Below are 18415 nucleotides of genomic sequence, written 5' to 3'. Positions count from 1 at the left end.
ATATATATTACCCCAAAACAAAGAAAATATAAATATATTGATAAAATTTATATAATATGTGATAATAAGGTTAATATTGATAAACAATATAATTTTGTTGTATTTCAATAATTTATATAACTACGAAGGAAAAATTATGAAAGAAAAAAATAGAATAGTTTTTTTAGCGGGTGTTAGGACACCTATAGGTAAGTTTTTAGGTAAGTTTAGAAGTTTTACGCCTCAGAAATTAGGTGAGATTACGCTTAAAGAAGTTATAAATAGATCGAAAATAAATAAAGATGATATTGATGAAATTATAGTAGGAAATGTTATATCAACTCCTACTGCTTGTAATTTAGCCTCAGTAATAGGATTAGATTTAGGATTGAAAAATGATTTTACTGCTATGACAGTTAATAGAATATGTGGTTCAGGATTACAGTCTGCTATAAATGCATATCAAGAATTATTTTTTAATAAGAAAAAAGTTATTGCTACAGGAGGGATTGAAATTATGTCGAGAGCTCCATTTCAGTTAGAAGAAGATAGTAGATTTAATCCTAAAAAATTAGGAAATATACAAATTTTAGATGCAAATATTGAATCATTAAGATCTGCATCAGGCACAAATTCAAAGATTCCTAATATGGGGGTTACAGCTGAAAATATAGCAAAAAAATATGATATATCCAGAAAATTACAAGATGAGTATGCATTAAATAGTCATTTAAAAGCTATAAAATCGACCTTAAATGGAAGATTGAAAGAAGAAATGTTTTCTATTGAGGTTATTGAAAATGGGAAAAAAGAAATTATTGAAGAAGATTTACAGATTAGAAAAGATATTTCCATAGAAAAATTACAAAAATTGAAACCTGCATTTATAGAAAATGGAACTGTGACGCCGGGAAATTCTTCTAGTTTTAATGATGGAGCAGTTTTTGAAATAATGACAACAGAAAAATATGCAAGAGATAACAATTTAGATATTATGGCATATTTTGTAGATTATTCAGTTGTTGGAGTTTCTCCTGAAATGATGGGACTTGGCCCTGTCGAAGCTATTAAGCAATTGTGTAAAGATAATAATTTAGATCTAGAAAAAGATGTAGATTATTTGGAAATAAATGAGGCTTTTTCTGCACAAGTCATAGGTTGCTTGAAAGAATTAGGAATTTCACATTCATCAGATTTTTATAAAAATAAATTTAATGTTAATGGTGGAGCTTTAGCCTTAGGACATCCTTTAGGAATGTCAGGAGCTAGATTAATTAATACAATGCTCTATGAGTTTAAAAATAATCCATTAAAAAGATATGCGATTGTATCAGCATGTATAGGTGGAGGTCAAGGTATAGCTATATTATTAGAAAATGGATATTTTAATAAAAATGCTAAATAGGAGATATTATGGATAATCTATTTTATAAATTTTATAATAAGACAATAAATGAAAGAAGAGAAATATTGAAATCATTAAATTTATTAAGTGAAATTAAAGTGTTAGAAAATGAAACGGCAAATTTAATGATTGAGAATTATATACAAAATTACCAAATTCCATTAGGAATAGCTATGAATTTTGAAATAAATAATGAAAAAATATTAATTCCTATGGCTATAGAAGAGCCGTCTGTAGTAGCTGCTGCAAGCAATGGGGCTAAAATTTTAGGAAATATAAAAACTGAAATGATTGAAAAAGCAGTTATAGGTCAAATAGTTTTGTATGATGTAAAAAATGTAAAATTATCTTTGGAAAGATTGAAACAACATCAACAAGAATTTATAGAAATGGCAAAAGAAAAATCTCAAAATATGATTAAAAGAGGTGGTGGTCCCAAAAAAATATGGTTTGAGGGATTTGAAATTGAAAAATTTGTAACGCTTTACCTTTCGGTAGACACCTGTGATGCAATGGGGGCCAATACAATTAACACAATTTTAGAACATATTTCACAAAGGGTCTGCGAAATTGCGGGTGCAGATTATATATTAAGAATAATTTCAAATAATGCTACAGAATCTATTGTAAGTGCAAAAGCAAGTATTCCTATTTTAAGGCTAAATAAAGATGTAGATGTGGCAAAAGTTATTGCGAAAAAAATTGAGTTAGCTACAAAATATGCTAGTTTAGATCCATATAGAGCTTCAACTCATAATAAAGGCATTATGAATGGAGTAGATGCTGTTGTATTGGCTACGGGAAATGATTGGAGAGCTGTAGAAGCTGCAGCACATACATATGCTGCTAGGTCAGGTCAATATAAATCCTTAACATCTTGGATTTATGATGAAGATAAGGAAGAATTGGTAGGTGAAATAGAAATGCCTCTTCCAGTTGCTACTTTGGGAGGTACAATTTCTATTCATCAAATTGCAAATTGGTCATTAAATTTAATGAATAATCCAAGTTCAAAAAAATTAGCAAGTATAATAGCAGCAGTTGGTTTGGCTCAAAATTTCAGTGCAGTTAAGGCAATAGTAACAGAGGGGATTCAAAAAGGACACATGTCCCTTCATGCAAAGACTTTAGCTAAGCAAGCTGGAGCTAATGAAAATGAAATAGATGAAGTAGTTAAAAAACTCAAATCTAAAGGGAAAATAAACATAGATGAAGCTAAATTAATACTTGATAATTTGAGAAATAAATAGGAGAAATATATGCAAGACAAATATGTTGGTATAGAAAAAATTTCATTATATATTCCAAAATATTATGTTAATATTGAAAAATTAGCAAGACAAAGGAATGTTGATCCTGATAAATGGACTAAAGGGATTGGTCAGGAAAAAATGTCGATTATTCCTAAAAATCAAGATATAGTTAGTATGGCGGCAAATGCAGCTATTAATATATTAAATGATGAAGATAAAAAAAATATAGGTCAGGTTATATTTGCTACAGAATCAGGATTTGACTTTTCAAAGTCTGCTTCAACTTATTTATTTGATTTGCTTAATATAAATAAATTTGCTAAAACTTATGAAATTAAACAAGCATGCTATTCAGCTACTGCTGCAATACAAATAGCGTGTGATTACGTAAGATTAAGACCAAATCAAAAAGTTCTTATAGTATCTTCTGATATAGCTAAATACGGTCCAAAAACCGGAGGGGAAGTTACGCAAGGAGCAGGAGCAATTGCGATTTTAATCAGTTCAAGTCCAAAAATTTTAAGATTTACTGATAAGTTTGTATCGTTAACAAGAAATGAATATGATTTTTGGAGACCAAGTTATAGTGAATACCCTATTGTTGATGGGAAATTTTCAACTCAATTATATATTGATATGTTTAAGGAGTCTGTAAATGAATTTAAAAATAGATATAAAAATACGTTACAAAATATAGATACAATGTTATTTCATCTTCCATTCTCAAAGATGGGGAAAAAAGCATTGATATCATTAGAAGAAGATTTACCGTTATTATCTCAAAAATGGTTATCAAAGTATGATCAAAGCACAAAACTATGTAGACAAATAGGAAATTTGTATACCGGTTCATTGTATTTATCATTTTTATCTCAATTAATTTATGGAAATCTTAAAGAAAATTCAGAAATAGGATTTTTTAGCTATGGTTCAGGGGCTGTATGCGAGTTATTTACAGGGATATTATTAAAAGATTTCACTAGTAATATAGATATAAAATTCATAGAAAAAATGTTAGAAAACAGAGATGAGATAGACGTATCAGAATATGATCTTAACTATTTTGAAAAGATATATACTGAAGAAAATTTTATACATGTTGAAGAAAAATTAATGGAAAAAGGATTTAATTTAAAAGGAATTGAAAACGGAAAGAGAGAGTATGTTTTATTAAATAATTAATTATTAAAAATAATATAAGTAAAAACTGCTATGAAATAATTATAATAATTATTTCGTAGCAGTTTTTATTTATATAAAAAAATATTTGAAGATTATAATAAAATTTTATTTTTTTATAAAAAATCTAATTACATTTTATCTTATATAGAATTAAACAAAAATATTTATTTACTTGTAGAAGTTTATTGTACTACTAAGAATACGTATTCAGATATAAAATACAATTACAATAATATAAAAAGGAGGTAGGGAGATTGAAATTAAAAAAAGAAAAGAATTGATAAAGGATTTGTTGATAAATACAAGTGAATATTTAACTTATTCTGATTTTTCAAAAAGAATAGGTGTTTCTAAGAAAACAATATCAAAATATATAAAAGAGATAGAAATTGAATTATTTTCTAAAAATTTATTGATTGAAAAAAAAACAGGTGTAGGTATCAAATTAATTAAAAGAGATAATGTTTTCAAGAAACATCCAGGGGCTAAATTTAATGGTGAATATGATGTTAGTAATAGAAGATTAGAAATAATGAGAAGATTACTCTTTGATGAAGAATATATAAGTATAAACAAATTGTCAGAGATATATTTTGTAAGCAAATCTTCTATTAATTATGATATTGAAATTATTTCAAAAATACTATGTTATGGTTCGAATATTAAATTAGTAAGTGATAATTTTGGAACGAGATTAGAAGGAACAGAATCTGATTTTCAAATAGCTTTGCTTCAATTTAATAAATATCTTTTAAATGATGTAAATGGTCATACAGATTCTGATGATTTATTGGAAAAAATAAATCTATTGGAATCTTACTATAATGAAAAAATAGTAAGAATTTGTAAAAATATATTATTTAAATTTTTAAAAGAAAATAATTATGTTGTTGCTGATTATTATATACAGAATGTATTGAATATTTATATAATTCTTGTTTATAGATTAACTAAAAGTAAACATCATGAAAAAAGGAAATATAAAAATAATCTTTTAAGAGATGATTATAAAAATGGTTCTAAATATTTATTGAATACAGCATCAAAAGAACTTAATTTTGAATTTAAGGAATTTGATATTGATTTTTTAGAAAATCAATTAATCTTAAATAGATTTGAAAATGTAAAAGATACAGAAGAATCAGCAGAAATGGTTGATAAATTAATAGATAAATTATCAGAATCTTTTAGAATAGATTTTTTTGATAATAAGGAGCTTATTCAACAGATTTCAAAACATATATCTGCAATGATATATAGATTAAAGAATAACCATAAGGTAGATAATCCATTTACTTCACAAATAAAAGTTGAATTTCCACTTACATTTAATACGGTTTGGATTTCTTTATCTGACTATGTAAAACAGCAAAATTTTCAATTAACAGAAGATGAGGTTGCGTTATTGACATTATATATTCAATCTGAATTAGAAAAATTAAGATTGAATAAAAAAATATTGTTAGTATGTTGTCTTTGTAGTCCATCTTATCAATTTTTGGTAAATAGAATGAGAAATAATTTTCCTTATCTTAATAGTATAGATGTTGCTTCTATGTTAGAAGTAGAAACAATTGATCTTGATAAATATGATTTTATAATTTCTACTGTTCATTTAGAAAGGGTTGATAGGGAAGTAATTATGATTTCTCCATTTTTAACGGGACATGATATTGAAAAAATAAGACAAATGGTTTATTTAAACAATTTTAATAAATTTATTAGTCAAGAAAGTAAATTATATAATAGATTTTTCTCAAAAGATAATATCCTATTAGATAAAAACTTTTCGTCTAAGGAAAAATTAATTGAAAATATAGGTAAATATCTTGTAGAAAAAAAGATTGTAAAAAAAGATTTTGTTAAAGACATGATTGAAAGGGAAGAGCTAGGAGGGACAGATTTACCAATTGGTGTAGCAATTCCTTATGGGAATCCTAAAAATGTTATAAAAAATTCTGTTGTTTTAGCCAGGACAAAGAAAAAAATAAAATGGGATGAATACTATGCTGACACTTTTTTTGTGGTTTGTGTTGCAAATAAAGATGTTAATGATGCAAGAGGAATTTTATCATTTATTTACGAAATTGTTAATAATGAAAAAAAATTAAAAAAACTAAGATATGGAAATTTGAATCAAGTAATTAGTTTGTTGGAGGGAGATGAGTTTGAATAAATTCAGTAAATTACATTAAATAAAATATCTGAGTTAAGTAAAAAATTAATTGATGAAGATTTTAAGAATATTTTATTTAAGGAATCTGATAGTGAAAATTAATGTGTATTCTTATTTTAAGTAAAATAACATATTTTTATTATCTACATTCGCAATAATCTTCGTCATGTTTTAAATATTTAATATGCTGATTATAAATTATTAGGAGGATAAACAGTGAGGCCAATACAAGTAACAAGTGAAATTAAAAAATTAAAAAAAGTTTTAGTTCATAGACCGGGAAATGAATTATTAAATTTAACGCCTTCTACTTTAGAAGAACTTTTATTTGATGATATTCCAGATTTAAAAATGGCACAAGAAGAACATGATAGATTCACAGAAATAATGAGAAACAACGGAGTTGAAGTTGTATATCTTGAAAATTTAATGACAGAAACTTTAGATGTTAATGAAGGATTAAGAGAAATCTTCTTAGAGCAATATCTTTCTGAAACAGGCGTAAAAGATAAAGAAATTTTAGTAAAAGCTAAAGAATATTTACAAGCTATTGAAGATACAAAAGAATTTGTTGAAAAAACAATGGCTGGTTTGACCCTTAAAGAATTAGGATTATTTAAAGAAACTGATTTAGAAGAAATGGTTTTGGGAAAATCTTATTTAGCAATCAATCCAATGCCGAATTTATATTTTACAAGAGATCCGTTTGCTTCGGTTGGAAACGGTGCTGTAATCAATAGAATGTACTCTGTAACAAGAAATAGAGAGACAATCTATTGTGACTATATTTTTAAAAATCACCCAGAATATAAAGGGAAAGTTTCTGATTTATTTGGAAGACACAATGAATTTCATATAGAAGGTGGAGATGTATTAAATGTAAGTGAAACAACATTATTAGTTGGAATTTCTCAAAGAACTCAATTTGATGCCATAAAAGTACTAGCTAATAATTTATTCTTTGGTGAATTAGAAAATAAAATTGAAAAAATTTATGCCCTAAGTATTAATGAAAATAGAGCATTTATGCACTTGGATACGGTATTTACTCAAATCGATGTGGATGCTTTTACATATCATCCAGCAATCATCAAAGAAATGGAAGTAAAAATTTTAAGTAAAGATAAAGAAAAAAATGAATTACGTATTGAAACAGCTACAGGTAAATTAGATAAAATCTTAGCAAATTGTTTAGAAATTGAAAAAGTACGTTTAATTCCATGTGGAGGCGGCGATCCAATCGCTGCTGAAAGAGAACAATGGAATGATGGGTCTAACACATTAACACTTTCTCCAGGAAAGGTTATTGTCTACAAGAGAAATATAGTTACTAACGAAATTTTAAAAAAAGAAGGGATTGAAGTATTAGAACTGGATGCTTCTAATTTAACAGTTGGTAGAGGTGGTCCAAGATGTATGTCAATGCCATTAGTAAGAGAAAATTAATATTAAATTAAAACAAGAAATAATTAAAGGGGGGAAATATGCCAGTTAATTTACAAGGAAGAAGTATTTTAGGATTAAAATTTTTAACTGAAGATGAAATTAAATACTTAATTGATTTAGGAGAACAATTCAAAAAACTTAAAATAACAAGAACACCTCATAGATATCTTGAAGGGAAAAATATAGTTCTTTTATTTGAAAAAACATCTACAAGAACACGTTGTTCATTTGAAGTAGCAGGAATGGATTTAGGAATGGGAGTAACATATCTTGATCCGGGTTCAAGTCAAATGGGAAATAAAGAATCTATTGAAGATACAGCTAAAGTACTTGGAAGATTCTATGATGGTATCGAATATAGAGGATTTGATCAAGCATTAGTTGAAAAATTAGCTGATAATGCCGGTGTTCCGGTATGGAATGGATTAACAGATGAATTCCATCCAACACAGATGATTGCAGATATGTTAACGATTAAAGAAAATTTTGGATATCTTAAAGGGTTAAACTTTGTATTCATGGGAGACTGTAGAAATAATGTAAGTAACTCATTAATGGTTGCTTGTGCTAAACTAGGTCTTAACTATACAGGTTGTGGACCAAAAGAATTATGGCCTGATGAAAAGTTAATTTCTGAATCGAAAGAATTTGCAGCAGTACACGGTTCAAAAGTTGAATTTACAGAAAATGTAGAAGAAGCTTGCACAGGTGCACACGTAATTTATACGGACATTTGGGTATCAATGGGTGAACCTGAAGAAGTTTGGCTTGAAAGAATCAAATTGCTACACAAATATCAAGTAAACCAAAAAGTTATGGATTATGCTGATAAAAATGCCATTTTCATGCATTGCTTACCATCATTCCATGACTTAGAAACATCAACAGGTGTTAAGGTTAACAATAAATTTGGAAACCAATATGATCTTCAAGGAATGGAAGTAAAAGATGAGGTATTTTTAGGCAAGCAAAGCAAAGTATTTGATGAAGCTGAAAATAGAATGCATACAATTAAAGCTATTATGTATGCTACATTAAAATAGTTAAGTGTGGTAAATATAATGGGAAGAAAGAGATTAGTTATCGCTCTAGGGGGTAATGCTTTAGGCAATACCCCGGAAGAGCAATTAGAATTAGTAAAAAAAACAGCAAAGACAATAGTAGACTTATCTGAAAATTATGATTTAGCAATTGGGCATGGTAATGGACCACAAGTTGGAATGATTAATAATTCAATGGAATTTTCAGCAAATAAGGGAGGAAATACTCCTTTAATACCATTTCCTGAATGTGGAGCTATGAGTCAAGGATATATTGGTTATCATCTATCTCAATCAGTTAGAAATGAACTGGCTAAAAGAAATAAAGATAGCGAAGTTGCATGCATAGTAACTCAAGTTATAGTAGATAAAGATGATGAAGCATTTAATAAGCCTACAAAGCCAATAGGAACATTTTTAACTAAAGAAGAAGCTGATGCCAAAAAAGCTGAAAATGGTTATGAATATGTTGAAGATGCAGGTAGAGGATATAGAAGAGTTGTTGCAAGTCCTATTCCAAAGGAAATAGTAGAAATAAACATTGTTGAAGATTTAGTTTCAAAATCTAATATAGTAATTACTGTTGGAGGAGGAGGAATACCTGTTATTGAAACTAGTGATGGATTGAAAGGTGTGGCAGCTGTAATTGATAAAGATAGATCATCTGCACTATTAGCAAAAAAACTAAATGCTGATATGCTTGTTATTTTGACGGCGGTAGATCAAGTTATGATTAATTTTAATAAACCAAATCAAGAAGGTATTTCAGAAATGACAACTGTTCAAGCTAAACAATACATTGAAGAAGGACACTTCGCATCAGGTTCAATGTTACCAAAAGTAGAAGCTTGTTTGGAATTTGTTGAAAAATCTGAAAATGGAATAGCATTAATTACCTCGTTAGAAAAAGCGGCAGAAGCATTAGAAGGTAAAACAGGAACTATAATAAAAAAATAGGAGAAGGTTATGACGCAAAAAAAGAAAAATTCGTTAAGTGCATTTTCCATCTTAATGATTGTTCTTGCAATAGTATGTATTGTAACAATATTTTTCAATGGAAAACCAATTAATTCTGAAATTATTAAATCGTTAGACCCCAAAAAATATGGAGAGCTTATTAATTTAGTCAAGGCTGGCGAAACAGTAGCAGTTAAAAGTGCTAAATTAAGCGATTTTGTTATGGCGATTCCTAATGGATTTAAGGATGCCGCAGATTTAATTATCTTCATTATGTGTATTGGCGGATTTATTGGAGTAGTTATGAGTACTGGTGCAATGAATGCTGGAATACGTAGCTTAGTTAAGAGCAACAAAGGTAAAGAAGGAAGACTAATTGCAATATTAATGTTTTTATTCTCTATTGGTGGGTCAACATATGGTATGGCTGAAGAAACTATAGGATTTTATCCATTAATTACAGCGGCAATGGTAGCGGCAGGGTTTGATACTATGGTAGCAGTAGGTACAGTTCTTCTTGGAGCCGGTGCAGGTGTACTTGGGTCGACAATCAACCCATTTGCTACATCAGCAGCTATGGGGGCACTGGAATCTGTAGGGGTAGCCGCTAATGCAACTACAGTTATGATTATAGGGATAATTTTATGGTTAATAACTGATTTAATTGTGATTAAATTTGTACTTGATTATGCTAAGAAAGTTAAACAAAATAAAGAAAACTCCATCCTAACATTTGGTGAAAAAGAAGATATGACTACACATTTCTCTCAAGATAACTCTGAAGAAATTGAATTTACAAGAACTCATAAAGCGGTATTGATTGTTTTTGCTATTACATTTGTAATAATGATAGTTTCTTTAATTTCTTATTCAGATATCGTATTTAATGGTGATGAAGATGCATATATCAAAGCTTTTGGATGGTCAAAATTTTTAACCGGTGAATCTTTAGGACGTTGGTATTTTGCTGATTTAGCTGCTTTATTTACAATTTCTTCAATTATTATCGCGATAGTTGCAAGAATGAGAGAAAAAGTATTTATAGATAACTTTTTAGCTGGAGCTGCGGACTTATTATCAGTAGGTTTAATTATAGCTGTAGCTAGAGGAATTACAATTGTAATGAGTTCGACACATCTTGATTTTTATATTCTTCAAAATAGTGCAAATTTATTAAAAGGAGTTTCTCCATTTGTATTTGCACCAATGGCATATTTAATATATATGTTACTAAGCTTCTTGGTACCATCAACATCGGGATTGGCAGCACTTTCAATTCCAATTATGGGATCATTAGCATACCAATTAGGATACAATCCTAATGTAATGATTATGATATTCTGTGGAGCTTGTGGTCTTGTTAATTTTATCACTCCTACATCAGGGGTAGTAATGGGTGGACTAGCTGCTGCTAAAGTAGAATATTCTACTTACCTAAATTGGGTTAAAAAACCATTTGTAATTATCATGATTTCAAATATTATAATTTTATCAATTGCAATGTATGTATTATAAAAATTTAATATTACACTATAAATAAGGGGCTGTTGTGAATAACTAAAAAATTTATTTTGCAACAGCCCATTGTTTATAAGTATGAAAAGAAAAATAATATATAATTGTTAAATGTTCAATCTTTTTTATCCAACATTACTATTGTAAAAATAACAATGTATAGAAATATTATCTCTATTTTATTGTATATATAATTTTACTTTTATTTAAAACAATGATTTTTTGTTATATAATGAAAATGAAAAGTAATTTTTGAAAGTAATTTTTGAAAGGAATTTTAATGAAAAATAAAATTGTAAATACAGTTAGAGCGTTATCAGCTGAGATGGTATTAAAAGCAAATTCAGGACACCAAGGGATGCCAATAGGGGCGGCTCCAATGGCTGTTACATTATTTAATGATGTAATGAAACATAATCCGGAAAATTCCGGTTGGTTTGATAGAGATAGATTTATCTTATCTGCTGGACACGGATCAGCATTGCAATATTCTTTATTACATTTATATGGATATAAATTATCAATGGATGATTTAAAAGAATTTAGACAATTAAATTCAAATACGCCGGGTCATCCGGAATTCGGGGACACTGATGGAGTAGAAGTTACTACTGGACCATTGGGGCAAGGAATTTCAATGGCTGTTGGATTTGCTATGGCAGAAAAACATTTAGCAGCAAAATATAACACTGAAGATATTAAAGTTATTGACCATTATACATATACAATTGCTGGAGATGGTTGTTTAATGGAGGGGATTTCAAATGAAGCTTGTTCATTAGCCGGTACACTTGGATTAGGTAAATTGATAGTTTTATATGATTCGAATAGAATTACAATTGAAGGGACAACTGATTTAGCATTTAGAGAAAATGTTGCAAAGAGATATGAAGCATTAGGATGGCAAGTAATCGATGTTGAAGATGGTACAGATTTAGAAGCTATTAGAAAAGCTTTAGAAGAAGCTAAAAAAGATGAAGACAGACCAACATTGATAGAAATTCATACTACAATCGGTTATGGTTCAAGTAAACAAGGAACACCAGCAGTTCATGGAAATCCATTGAATAAAGATGACATTCAAGAAATGAAGAAAACTTTAGGATACGATTGTAAAGAAGAATTCTTTGTTGCTGATGATGTAAGAGAATATTTGAATAACAAAAAAGAAGAGCTTTCAAAATATGAAGAAGATTGGAATTTATTGGTATCAGAATATAAGACGAAATATAGTGAAAAATATGAAGATTTAATGAAAGCGATTAATAATAATTATGATTTTTCATTCTTAGAAAGTGAAGAATATTATGCATTTGATAAAGCTTTAGCTACAAGAGCTTCATCAGGAGTTGCATTAAATAGAATTGCAAAACATGTGAATAATTTATTTGGTGGTTCGGCAGATTTAGCTGGTTCAAATAATACAAGAATGGAAGAATATGGAGATTTTTCAAAAGAAACTCCTGAAGGGGCAAATTTACATTTCGGTATAAGAGAGCATGCAATGGCTGCTATTGCAAATGGTATTCAATTACATGGTGGTTTGCAATCATATACGGGTACATTTTTGTCATTTGCAGACTATATGAAACCCGCAATCAGACTTTCAGCATTAATGAAACAAAAAGTAATTTATATATTTACTCATGATAGTATCGGACTTGGAGAAGATGGACCTACACATCAAGCAGTAGATCAATTGCCAATGTTAAGAGCTATACCTAACATGGTAAATATTAGACCTGCTGATGCAAGAGAAACAGCAGCAGCATGGGCTTATTCAATTAAAAATAATACAAAACCAATTTCATTAATTTTATCAAGACAAACATTACCAAATCTTGAAGGTACGGGAAGCAAGCTATTCAAAGGGGCTTATGTATTAAAAGACTTTGGACAAAATCCTGAAATAATTTTAATGGCAACAGGGTCTGAAGTGCAATTGGCTTATGAAACTGCAGAAAAATTATTTGAAAATGGAAAATCTGTAAGAGTTGTTTCAATGCCATCATTTGAATTGTTTGAAGAACAAAGTGCAGAATATAAAGAATCAGTATTTCCAAAACACATTACAAAGAGAGTTGCAATAGAAGCATCTTCTGAAATGGGATGGTATAAATACATTGGATTGGATGGACTATTTGTTGGTATGTCAACATTTGGTAAATCAGCCCCGGCTGAAGAAGCATTTGAATATTTTGGATTTACAGTTGATAAAGTTTTAGAAAAAATTGCTGAAAAATTCTAATATAATTAAATAAATATGGAAATTTTGAGCAGCTTAGTGTTGCTCAATTTTTTATTTGTATAGGAGAAAATATGACACCACTTTATAAGACGATATATAAAAATATAAAGAAACAAATAGATGATGGTATATTAAATACAGGAGATTTGATAATGTCAGAATCTCAGCTTAGAATGAAATATAAATGTTCGAGAGATACTGTTAGAAAAGCGACATCATTATTAGAAAATAATAATTATATTGAAAAAACTAGAGGAAAACAGGCAAGAGTTAAAGAAAGAAATATATATACATTCCCAACATCAAAAATTGAAACACTAAAAGAATTGAGTAAAAAAAATAATTTGAAAGTTAAAACAAAATTAATATCAATAAGTTATGACGTAAAAGATAAGGAAGAATTTACAAAATATTTTAGTAAGAATGTAGAAGTTAAAAGAGTTAGAAATATAGATGGAGAAGATGTAGTTATTGATATTGATTATTTTGATGCTAATTTAATTAAGGGATTAAATAAAAAAATTTGTGAAGATAGTATTTATAAATTTATTGAAACAAATTTAGGTGTTGAAATCGGTTACTCAAAAAAAATCGTGACAGTACAAAAACCTACAAGTGAAGATATGAAATTGTTAGGGATAGATGAGGATTATTTACTCGTAAACGTTATGTCTACTACATTTACTAAAGACAATTATATATTTCAAACAACTATATCAAAACATAAACATGATAAATTTAGATTTGAAGCCTATGCAGAAAGATAAAATACAAAGGATTTCATATTGCTAAAACCTTCTCATTGTGATATTATTCAGTTAACATACTAGTACGTACATGTTAAAGGAGGGGAATATGGGAAAGTATAGTGAAGATTCTAAAAAATTATTGGAATATATAGGTGGAAAAGAAAATATAAAATCAGTTAGTCATTGTGTTACAAGAATGAGATTTGTATTAATTGATGAATCTAAAGCAGATGTAAGTAAAATTGAAGAGTTAAAATCAGTGAAGGGAAGCTTTACACAAGCAGGACAATTTCAAGTTATAATTGGAAATGAAGTAGACCTATTTTATAATGACTTTACAAAGGTTTCAGGAGTTGAAGGAGTAACTAAAGAACAAGTTAAAGCTGATGCTAAATCAAATCAATCATTTTTACAAAGATTAATGACTAACTTAGCAGAAATTTTTGCACCAATTATTCCGGCAATTGTTGTTGGAGGTTTGATTTTAGGTTTTAGAAATATACTTGAAGGGGTTAAAATGTTTACTGATTCAGGAGCATTTGACTTAGTAAACGGAACAAAGACAATAACAAATATGTCTGTATTTTGGAATGGTGTAAATCATTTCTTATGGTTACCAGGTGAAGCTATTTTTCATTTTTTACCAGTAGGTATAACATGGTCAGTTACAAGAAAAATGGGAACTACACAAATTTTAGGTATAGTTTTAGGTATTACATTAGTATCACCTCAACTATTAAATGCATATGGTGCAGCAGGAGCTCTAGCTGAAGGCAAAGTACCATTTTGGGATTTTGGATTTGCTCAAGTAAATATGATTGGTTATCAAGCACAAGTAATACCAGCTATGTTAGCAGGTTTTGCATTAGCTTATTTAGAAAAATTCTTTAAGAAAATCATTCCAGATGTAGTTCAAATGATATTTGTACCATTCTTTTCACTATTAATTTCAATAGTTTTAGCACACTTGGTATTAGGGCCTATTGGTTGGCAAATTGGTAAGGCAATATCATCAGTTGTTTATACAGGATTAACATCATCCTTAAATTGGTTATTTGCAGCAGTATTTGGATTCTTCTATTCACCATTAGTAATAACAGGTTTGCATCATATGACAAATGCTATAGACTTGACATTAATAAATGAAACTACAACAGCTACACAGCAAGGTACAACATTATTATGGCCAATGATTGCTCTATCAAATATAGCTCAAGGTGCAGCAGTAGCAGCAACAGTATTTTTAAATAGGAGAAATGAAAAATTCAAAGAAGTAGCTATTCCGGCGTGGATTTTAGCATGGCTAGGAGTTACAGAACCAGCTATGTTTGGGGTAAACATTAAGTTAAGATACTCATTCTTAGCAGCTATGATCGGATCATCAATTGCGGGATTATTCTCAGTAGTAACTAATACGGGAGCGTTGGCAATAGGGGTTGGTGGTATACCAGGAATATTATCATTCCCAGTAACAAAATGGCCAACATTCATCATTGCAATGCTTATAGCTATAATAGTTCCAGTTGTTTTAACTGTAATATTTTCAAAAAGAGTAAAGAATAAGTAAATTTAAGGGAGTGTTTAACTCCCTTTATTTGATAAAGGAGATATAATGAATTTTAAGGATAAGGTAGTTTATCAAATATATATAAAATCATTTCAAGATTCTAATGGAGATGGAATTGGAGATTTGAATGGTATAACTCAAAGACTTCCTCAATTAGCAGAATTAGGAGTTGATATTGTTTGGATTACACCTTTTTTTAATTCACCACAATACGATAATGGATATGATGTTGCAGATTATAAATCAATAGATCCTATGTTTGGCAATTTTGAGGATTTTGATAATATGATGAAAAAAGCAAAATCATTAAATATTGATATTATGGTTGATATGGTGTTTAATCACACATCAACACAGCATGAATGGTTTCAAAAAGCTCTTTCAGGTGATGAAAAATATCAAAATTACTATATATTTAAGGATTCCAAAGATGGAAAAGAACCTACAAATTGGCTTTCAAAATTTGGAGGAAGTGCGTGGAAATATGTAGAAAAATTAGATAAATGGTATTTACATCTATTTCATGTTGAACAAGCTGATTTAAATTGGGATAATCCTGAAGTTAGAGAAGAGATTTTTGATGTAGTGAAATTTTGGAAAGATAAGGGCGTAGCAGGATTTAGACTTGATGTGGTTAATTTGATTTCTAAACCTGAAAAATTTGAAAATGATTTTGAGGGAGATGGTAGAGGATTTTATACTGATGGGCCTAACATTCATAAATATTTGAAAGAATTATCTAAAAAAGGTGAATTTAGGGATTTAATTACTGTTGGAGAGATGAGTTCAACAAGTCTTGAAAATTGTATTTTGTATTCAAATCCTAATGAAAAAGAGCTTTCAATGGTATTTAATTTCCATCATCTAAAGGTTGACTATAAAAATGGTAAGGAAAAGTGGATTCTTGATGGAATTAGATGGGATGATTTATTTGGATTATTTGATAGATGGCAAACAGAGATGCAAGAAAAAGGTGGTTGGTCAGCCTGGTTTTTCAATAATCACGATCAACCAAGAGCGATTTCAAGATTTTGTGATGATAAAAATTATCACTATGAATCAGCAACGTTGTTGGGTACACTTACTCATATGATGAGAGGGACTCCATACATTTATCAAGGTGAAGAAATAGGGACTACAAATCCAAGATATTCAACAATTGATGAATATCTTGATGTTGAAAGCAAAAACTATTTTAATATTCTTCTAGAAGAAGGAATGTCAGAAAAAGAAGCTCTTCATGTTATTTCAGAAAGATCAAGAGATAATGGCAGAACACCAATAGCATGGGAAGAAAATTCTGTTAATTACGGATTTTCTGAAACTAAACCATGGCTTGGTTTTGGAAATGTAAGTAATTATTATGATAAAGATAAAAAAGTTGAAAAATCAATTTTTAAGTATTATCAAAAATTAATTAAATTAAGAAAAAATTTTAAGGCAATTTCTGAAGGAAGATACAAGAAAGTTAATTCTATTTATCAAAGCTATGTTTTTGAGAGAATATCAGAAAATGAAGAAATTTTAGTAATATTGAATTTTAAAGATTTTTCAAAAAATCTAGATATCTCAAAAGAGATAATAGAAAAATACAAAGATGGTGAAATTTTAATAAATAATTATGATAATTTTGATATTGAAAATTTAAGACCATATCAGGCAGTGGTTTTGAAAAAATAATAAAAGAGATGATTTCTTTTTGAAGTCATCTTTTTTACATTTATAAAATATTATGTTTTTGATATACTAATATAAGTAAATAACAATAAAAGAGGAATTATGAGAATAAGGTTTAAGAAATTTGCAATACCAGAATTGCAAGAAAATGATTTAGTATATTTTGATCCAAAAAATAATAATGGAAGATGGAATGAAATTTTTGAAAATAACAATCCTATTCATTTGGAAATTGGAGCTGGAAGAGGGGGATTTGTAGCAACATTAGCGGAACAAAATCCAGATATTAACTATGTTGCAATAGAAATGGATGCAAATATTTTAGTTTATGCGGGAAGATTATTTTTAGAACGTAGTCTTAAAAATATCAGAGCAATTAGAGGATTTGCTGAATATTTAGGCGACCATTTTAATGAAGATGAAATTTCAAAAATATATATTAATTTTTCAAATCCATGGCCAAAGAAGAAGCAACATAAGAGAAGACTTACCCATCCAAGACATTTGAAAATATATAAGGAAATCCTTAAAAATGGTGGGGAAATAGAATTTAAGACAGATGATAGACCATTTTTTGAGGACAGTTTGGAATATTTTAAGGAATCAGGGTTTGAAATTTTAGAATATTCATTTGATTTGAAATTAGAAGATAAGCCGGATAATATTGTTACAGAATATGAAAGCAAATGGAGAGGAATGGGAGTTCCTATTTGTTATGCAAGAGTAAAATCTGTGTGATTATAGAAAAAATAAGGGCTGTTGCAAATAATTAAAAATGTTATTTTGTAATAGTCTTTTTACATTGTAATTTTAGATATACCATTCAATTTAATAGCAAAAAAAATGGATTAAAAATATATAAAAGTACCATTCCAAACTAAATAATAGAAAAAGGAATTGATAAGAAAATAAGATTTATACTATTCAATTTAACATTAATAAAAAAAGAATAGATTTTAATAAGGGATTTTATACCATTCAAAAGAACTAAACTTACAATGGAATGGATTGAGTAATAAAATTTATACCATTCTAAAAGTGAAAATCATAAAAAGAAATGAAAAATCAAGGTAATAACAGCAATTCTTATTAATAAAACATATATATGAATTGGAAATATAAATAAAAGAGGATGTTGCAAATAACTAATTATTATTGCAACATCCCATATTTTTATAAGTAACATTTTATAACAGCGACATAAAAATTTAATTTTGATAT

At 28.5% G+C, this 18415-nt stretch carries 13 protein-coding genes; all 13 read left to right on the top strand.

What is annotated here, in order from left to right; all coding sequences use genetic code 11:
• Window positions 1-136: 136 nt before the first annotated feature.
• The 13 genes from ABGF45_RS02990 to trmB all read left to right on the top strand — a co-directional run bounded on the left by ABGF45_RS02990 (window position 137) and on the right by trmB (window position 17932).
• Window positions 137-1384: a thiolase family protein gene (locus ABGF45_RS02990; RefSeq protein WP_134744078.1), complete on the top strand. Its 1248-nt coding sequence runs from the start codon at window positions 137-139 to the stop codon at window positions 1382-1384.
• 8 nt (window positions 1385-1392) lie between these two features.
• Entirely contained in the window at window positions 1393-2634 is a 1242-nt protein-coding gene (locus tag ABGF45_RS02985) for a hydroxymethylglutaryl-CoA reductase, degradative (RefSeq protein WP_134744079.1), read from the top strand.
• 9 nt (window positions 2635-2643) lie between these two features.
• A complete protein-coding gene (locus tag ABGF45_RS02980; protein WP_134744080.1) occupies window positions 2644-3819 on the top strand; it encodes a hydroxymethylglutaryl-CoA synthase in 1176 nt (391 codons plus the stop codon).
• A 277-nt stretch (window positions 3820-4096) separates the two neighbouring features.
• On the top strand, window positions 4097-5995 hold the full coding sequence (locus tag ABGF45_RS02975) for a transcription antiterminator (RefSeq protein ID WP_134768800.1): 1899 nt from the start codon (window positions 4097-4099) through the stop codon (window positions 5993-5995).
• Window positions 5996-6211: 216 nt separating this feature from the next.
• Complete coding sequence (locus ABGF45_RS02970; protein ID WP_134744039.1) at window positions 6212-7441, top strand: arginine deiminase; 1230 nt, start codon at window positions 6212-6214, stop codon at window positions 7439-7441.
• Between the two features lie 38 nt (window positions 7442-7479).
• The gene (argF, locus tag ABGF45_RS02965; protein ID WP_134744038.1) at window positions 7480-8484 is read left to right on the top strand and encodes an ornithine carbamoyltransferase; all 1005 of its coding nucleotides are present in this window, start codon (window positions 7480-7482) and stop codon (window positions 8482-8484) included.
• 18 nt (window positions 8485-8502) lie between these two features.
• Entirely contained in the window at window positions 8503-9438 is a 936-nt protein-coding gene (gene arcC / locus ABGF45_RS02960) for a carbamate kinase (RefSeq protein WP_134744037.1), read from the top strand.
• A gap of 9 nt (window positions 9439-9447) precedes the next feature.
• Window positions 9448-10953, top strand: coding sequence for a YfcC family protein (locus tag ABGF45_RS02955; protein ID WP_134744036.1), 1506 nt, complete (start codon window positions 9448-9450; stop codon window positions 10951-10953).
• Window positions 10954-11233: 280 nt separating this feature from the next.
• The gene (tkt, locus tag ABGF45_RS02950) at window positions 11234-13201 is read left to right on the top strand and encodes a transketolase (RefSeq protein ID WP_134744035.1); all 1968 of its coding nucleotides are present in this window, start codon (window positions 11234-11236) and stop codon (window positions 13199-13201) included.
• A 71-nt stretch (window positions 13202-13272) separates the two neighbouring features.
• On the top strand, window positions 13273-13968 hold the full coding sequence (locus tag ABGF45_RS02945; RefSeq protein WP_134744034.1) for a UTRA domain-containing protein: 696 nt from the start codon (window positions 13273-13275) through the stop codon (window positions 13966-13968).
• 88 nt (window positions 13969-14056) lie between these two features.
• Window positions 14057-15517, top strand: coding sequence for a PTS system trehalose-specific EIIBC component (gene treP, locus ABGF45_RS02940; RefSeq protein ID WP_408112591.1), 1461 nt, complete (start codon window positions 14057-14059; stop codon window positions 15515-15517).
• 45 nt (window positions 15518-15562) lie between these two features.
• Window positions 15563-17197, top strand: coding sequence for an alpha,alpha-phosphotrehalase (locus ABGF45_RS02935; RefSeq protein WP_209021588.1), 1635 nt, complete (start codon window positions 15563-15565; stop codon window positions 17195-17197).
• A gap of 99 nt (window positions 17198-17296) precedes the next feature.
• Window positions 17297-17932 (top strand): tRNA (guanosine(46)-N7)-methyltransferase TrmB, encoded by a 636-nt coding sequence (gene trmB, locus ABGF45_RS02930; protein WP_134744031.1) that lies wholly within the window; start codon window positions 17297-17299, stop codon window positions 17930-17932.
• Window positions 17933-18415 lie beyond the last annotated feature (483 nt).

Source organism: Helcococcus sp. KG196, from assembly GCF_046035495.1.
Taxonomy (GTDB): domain Bacteria; phylum Bacillota; class Clostridia; order Tissierellales; family Peptoniphilaceae; genus Helcococcus; species Helcococcus ovis.
Note: the sequence above shows the minus strand (reverse complement) of the source record. Positions and strands in the feature narration are given on the sequence as shown.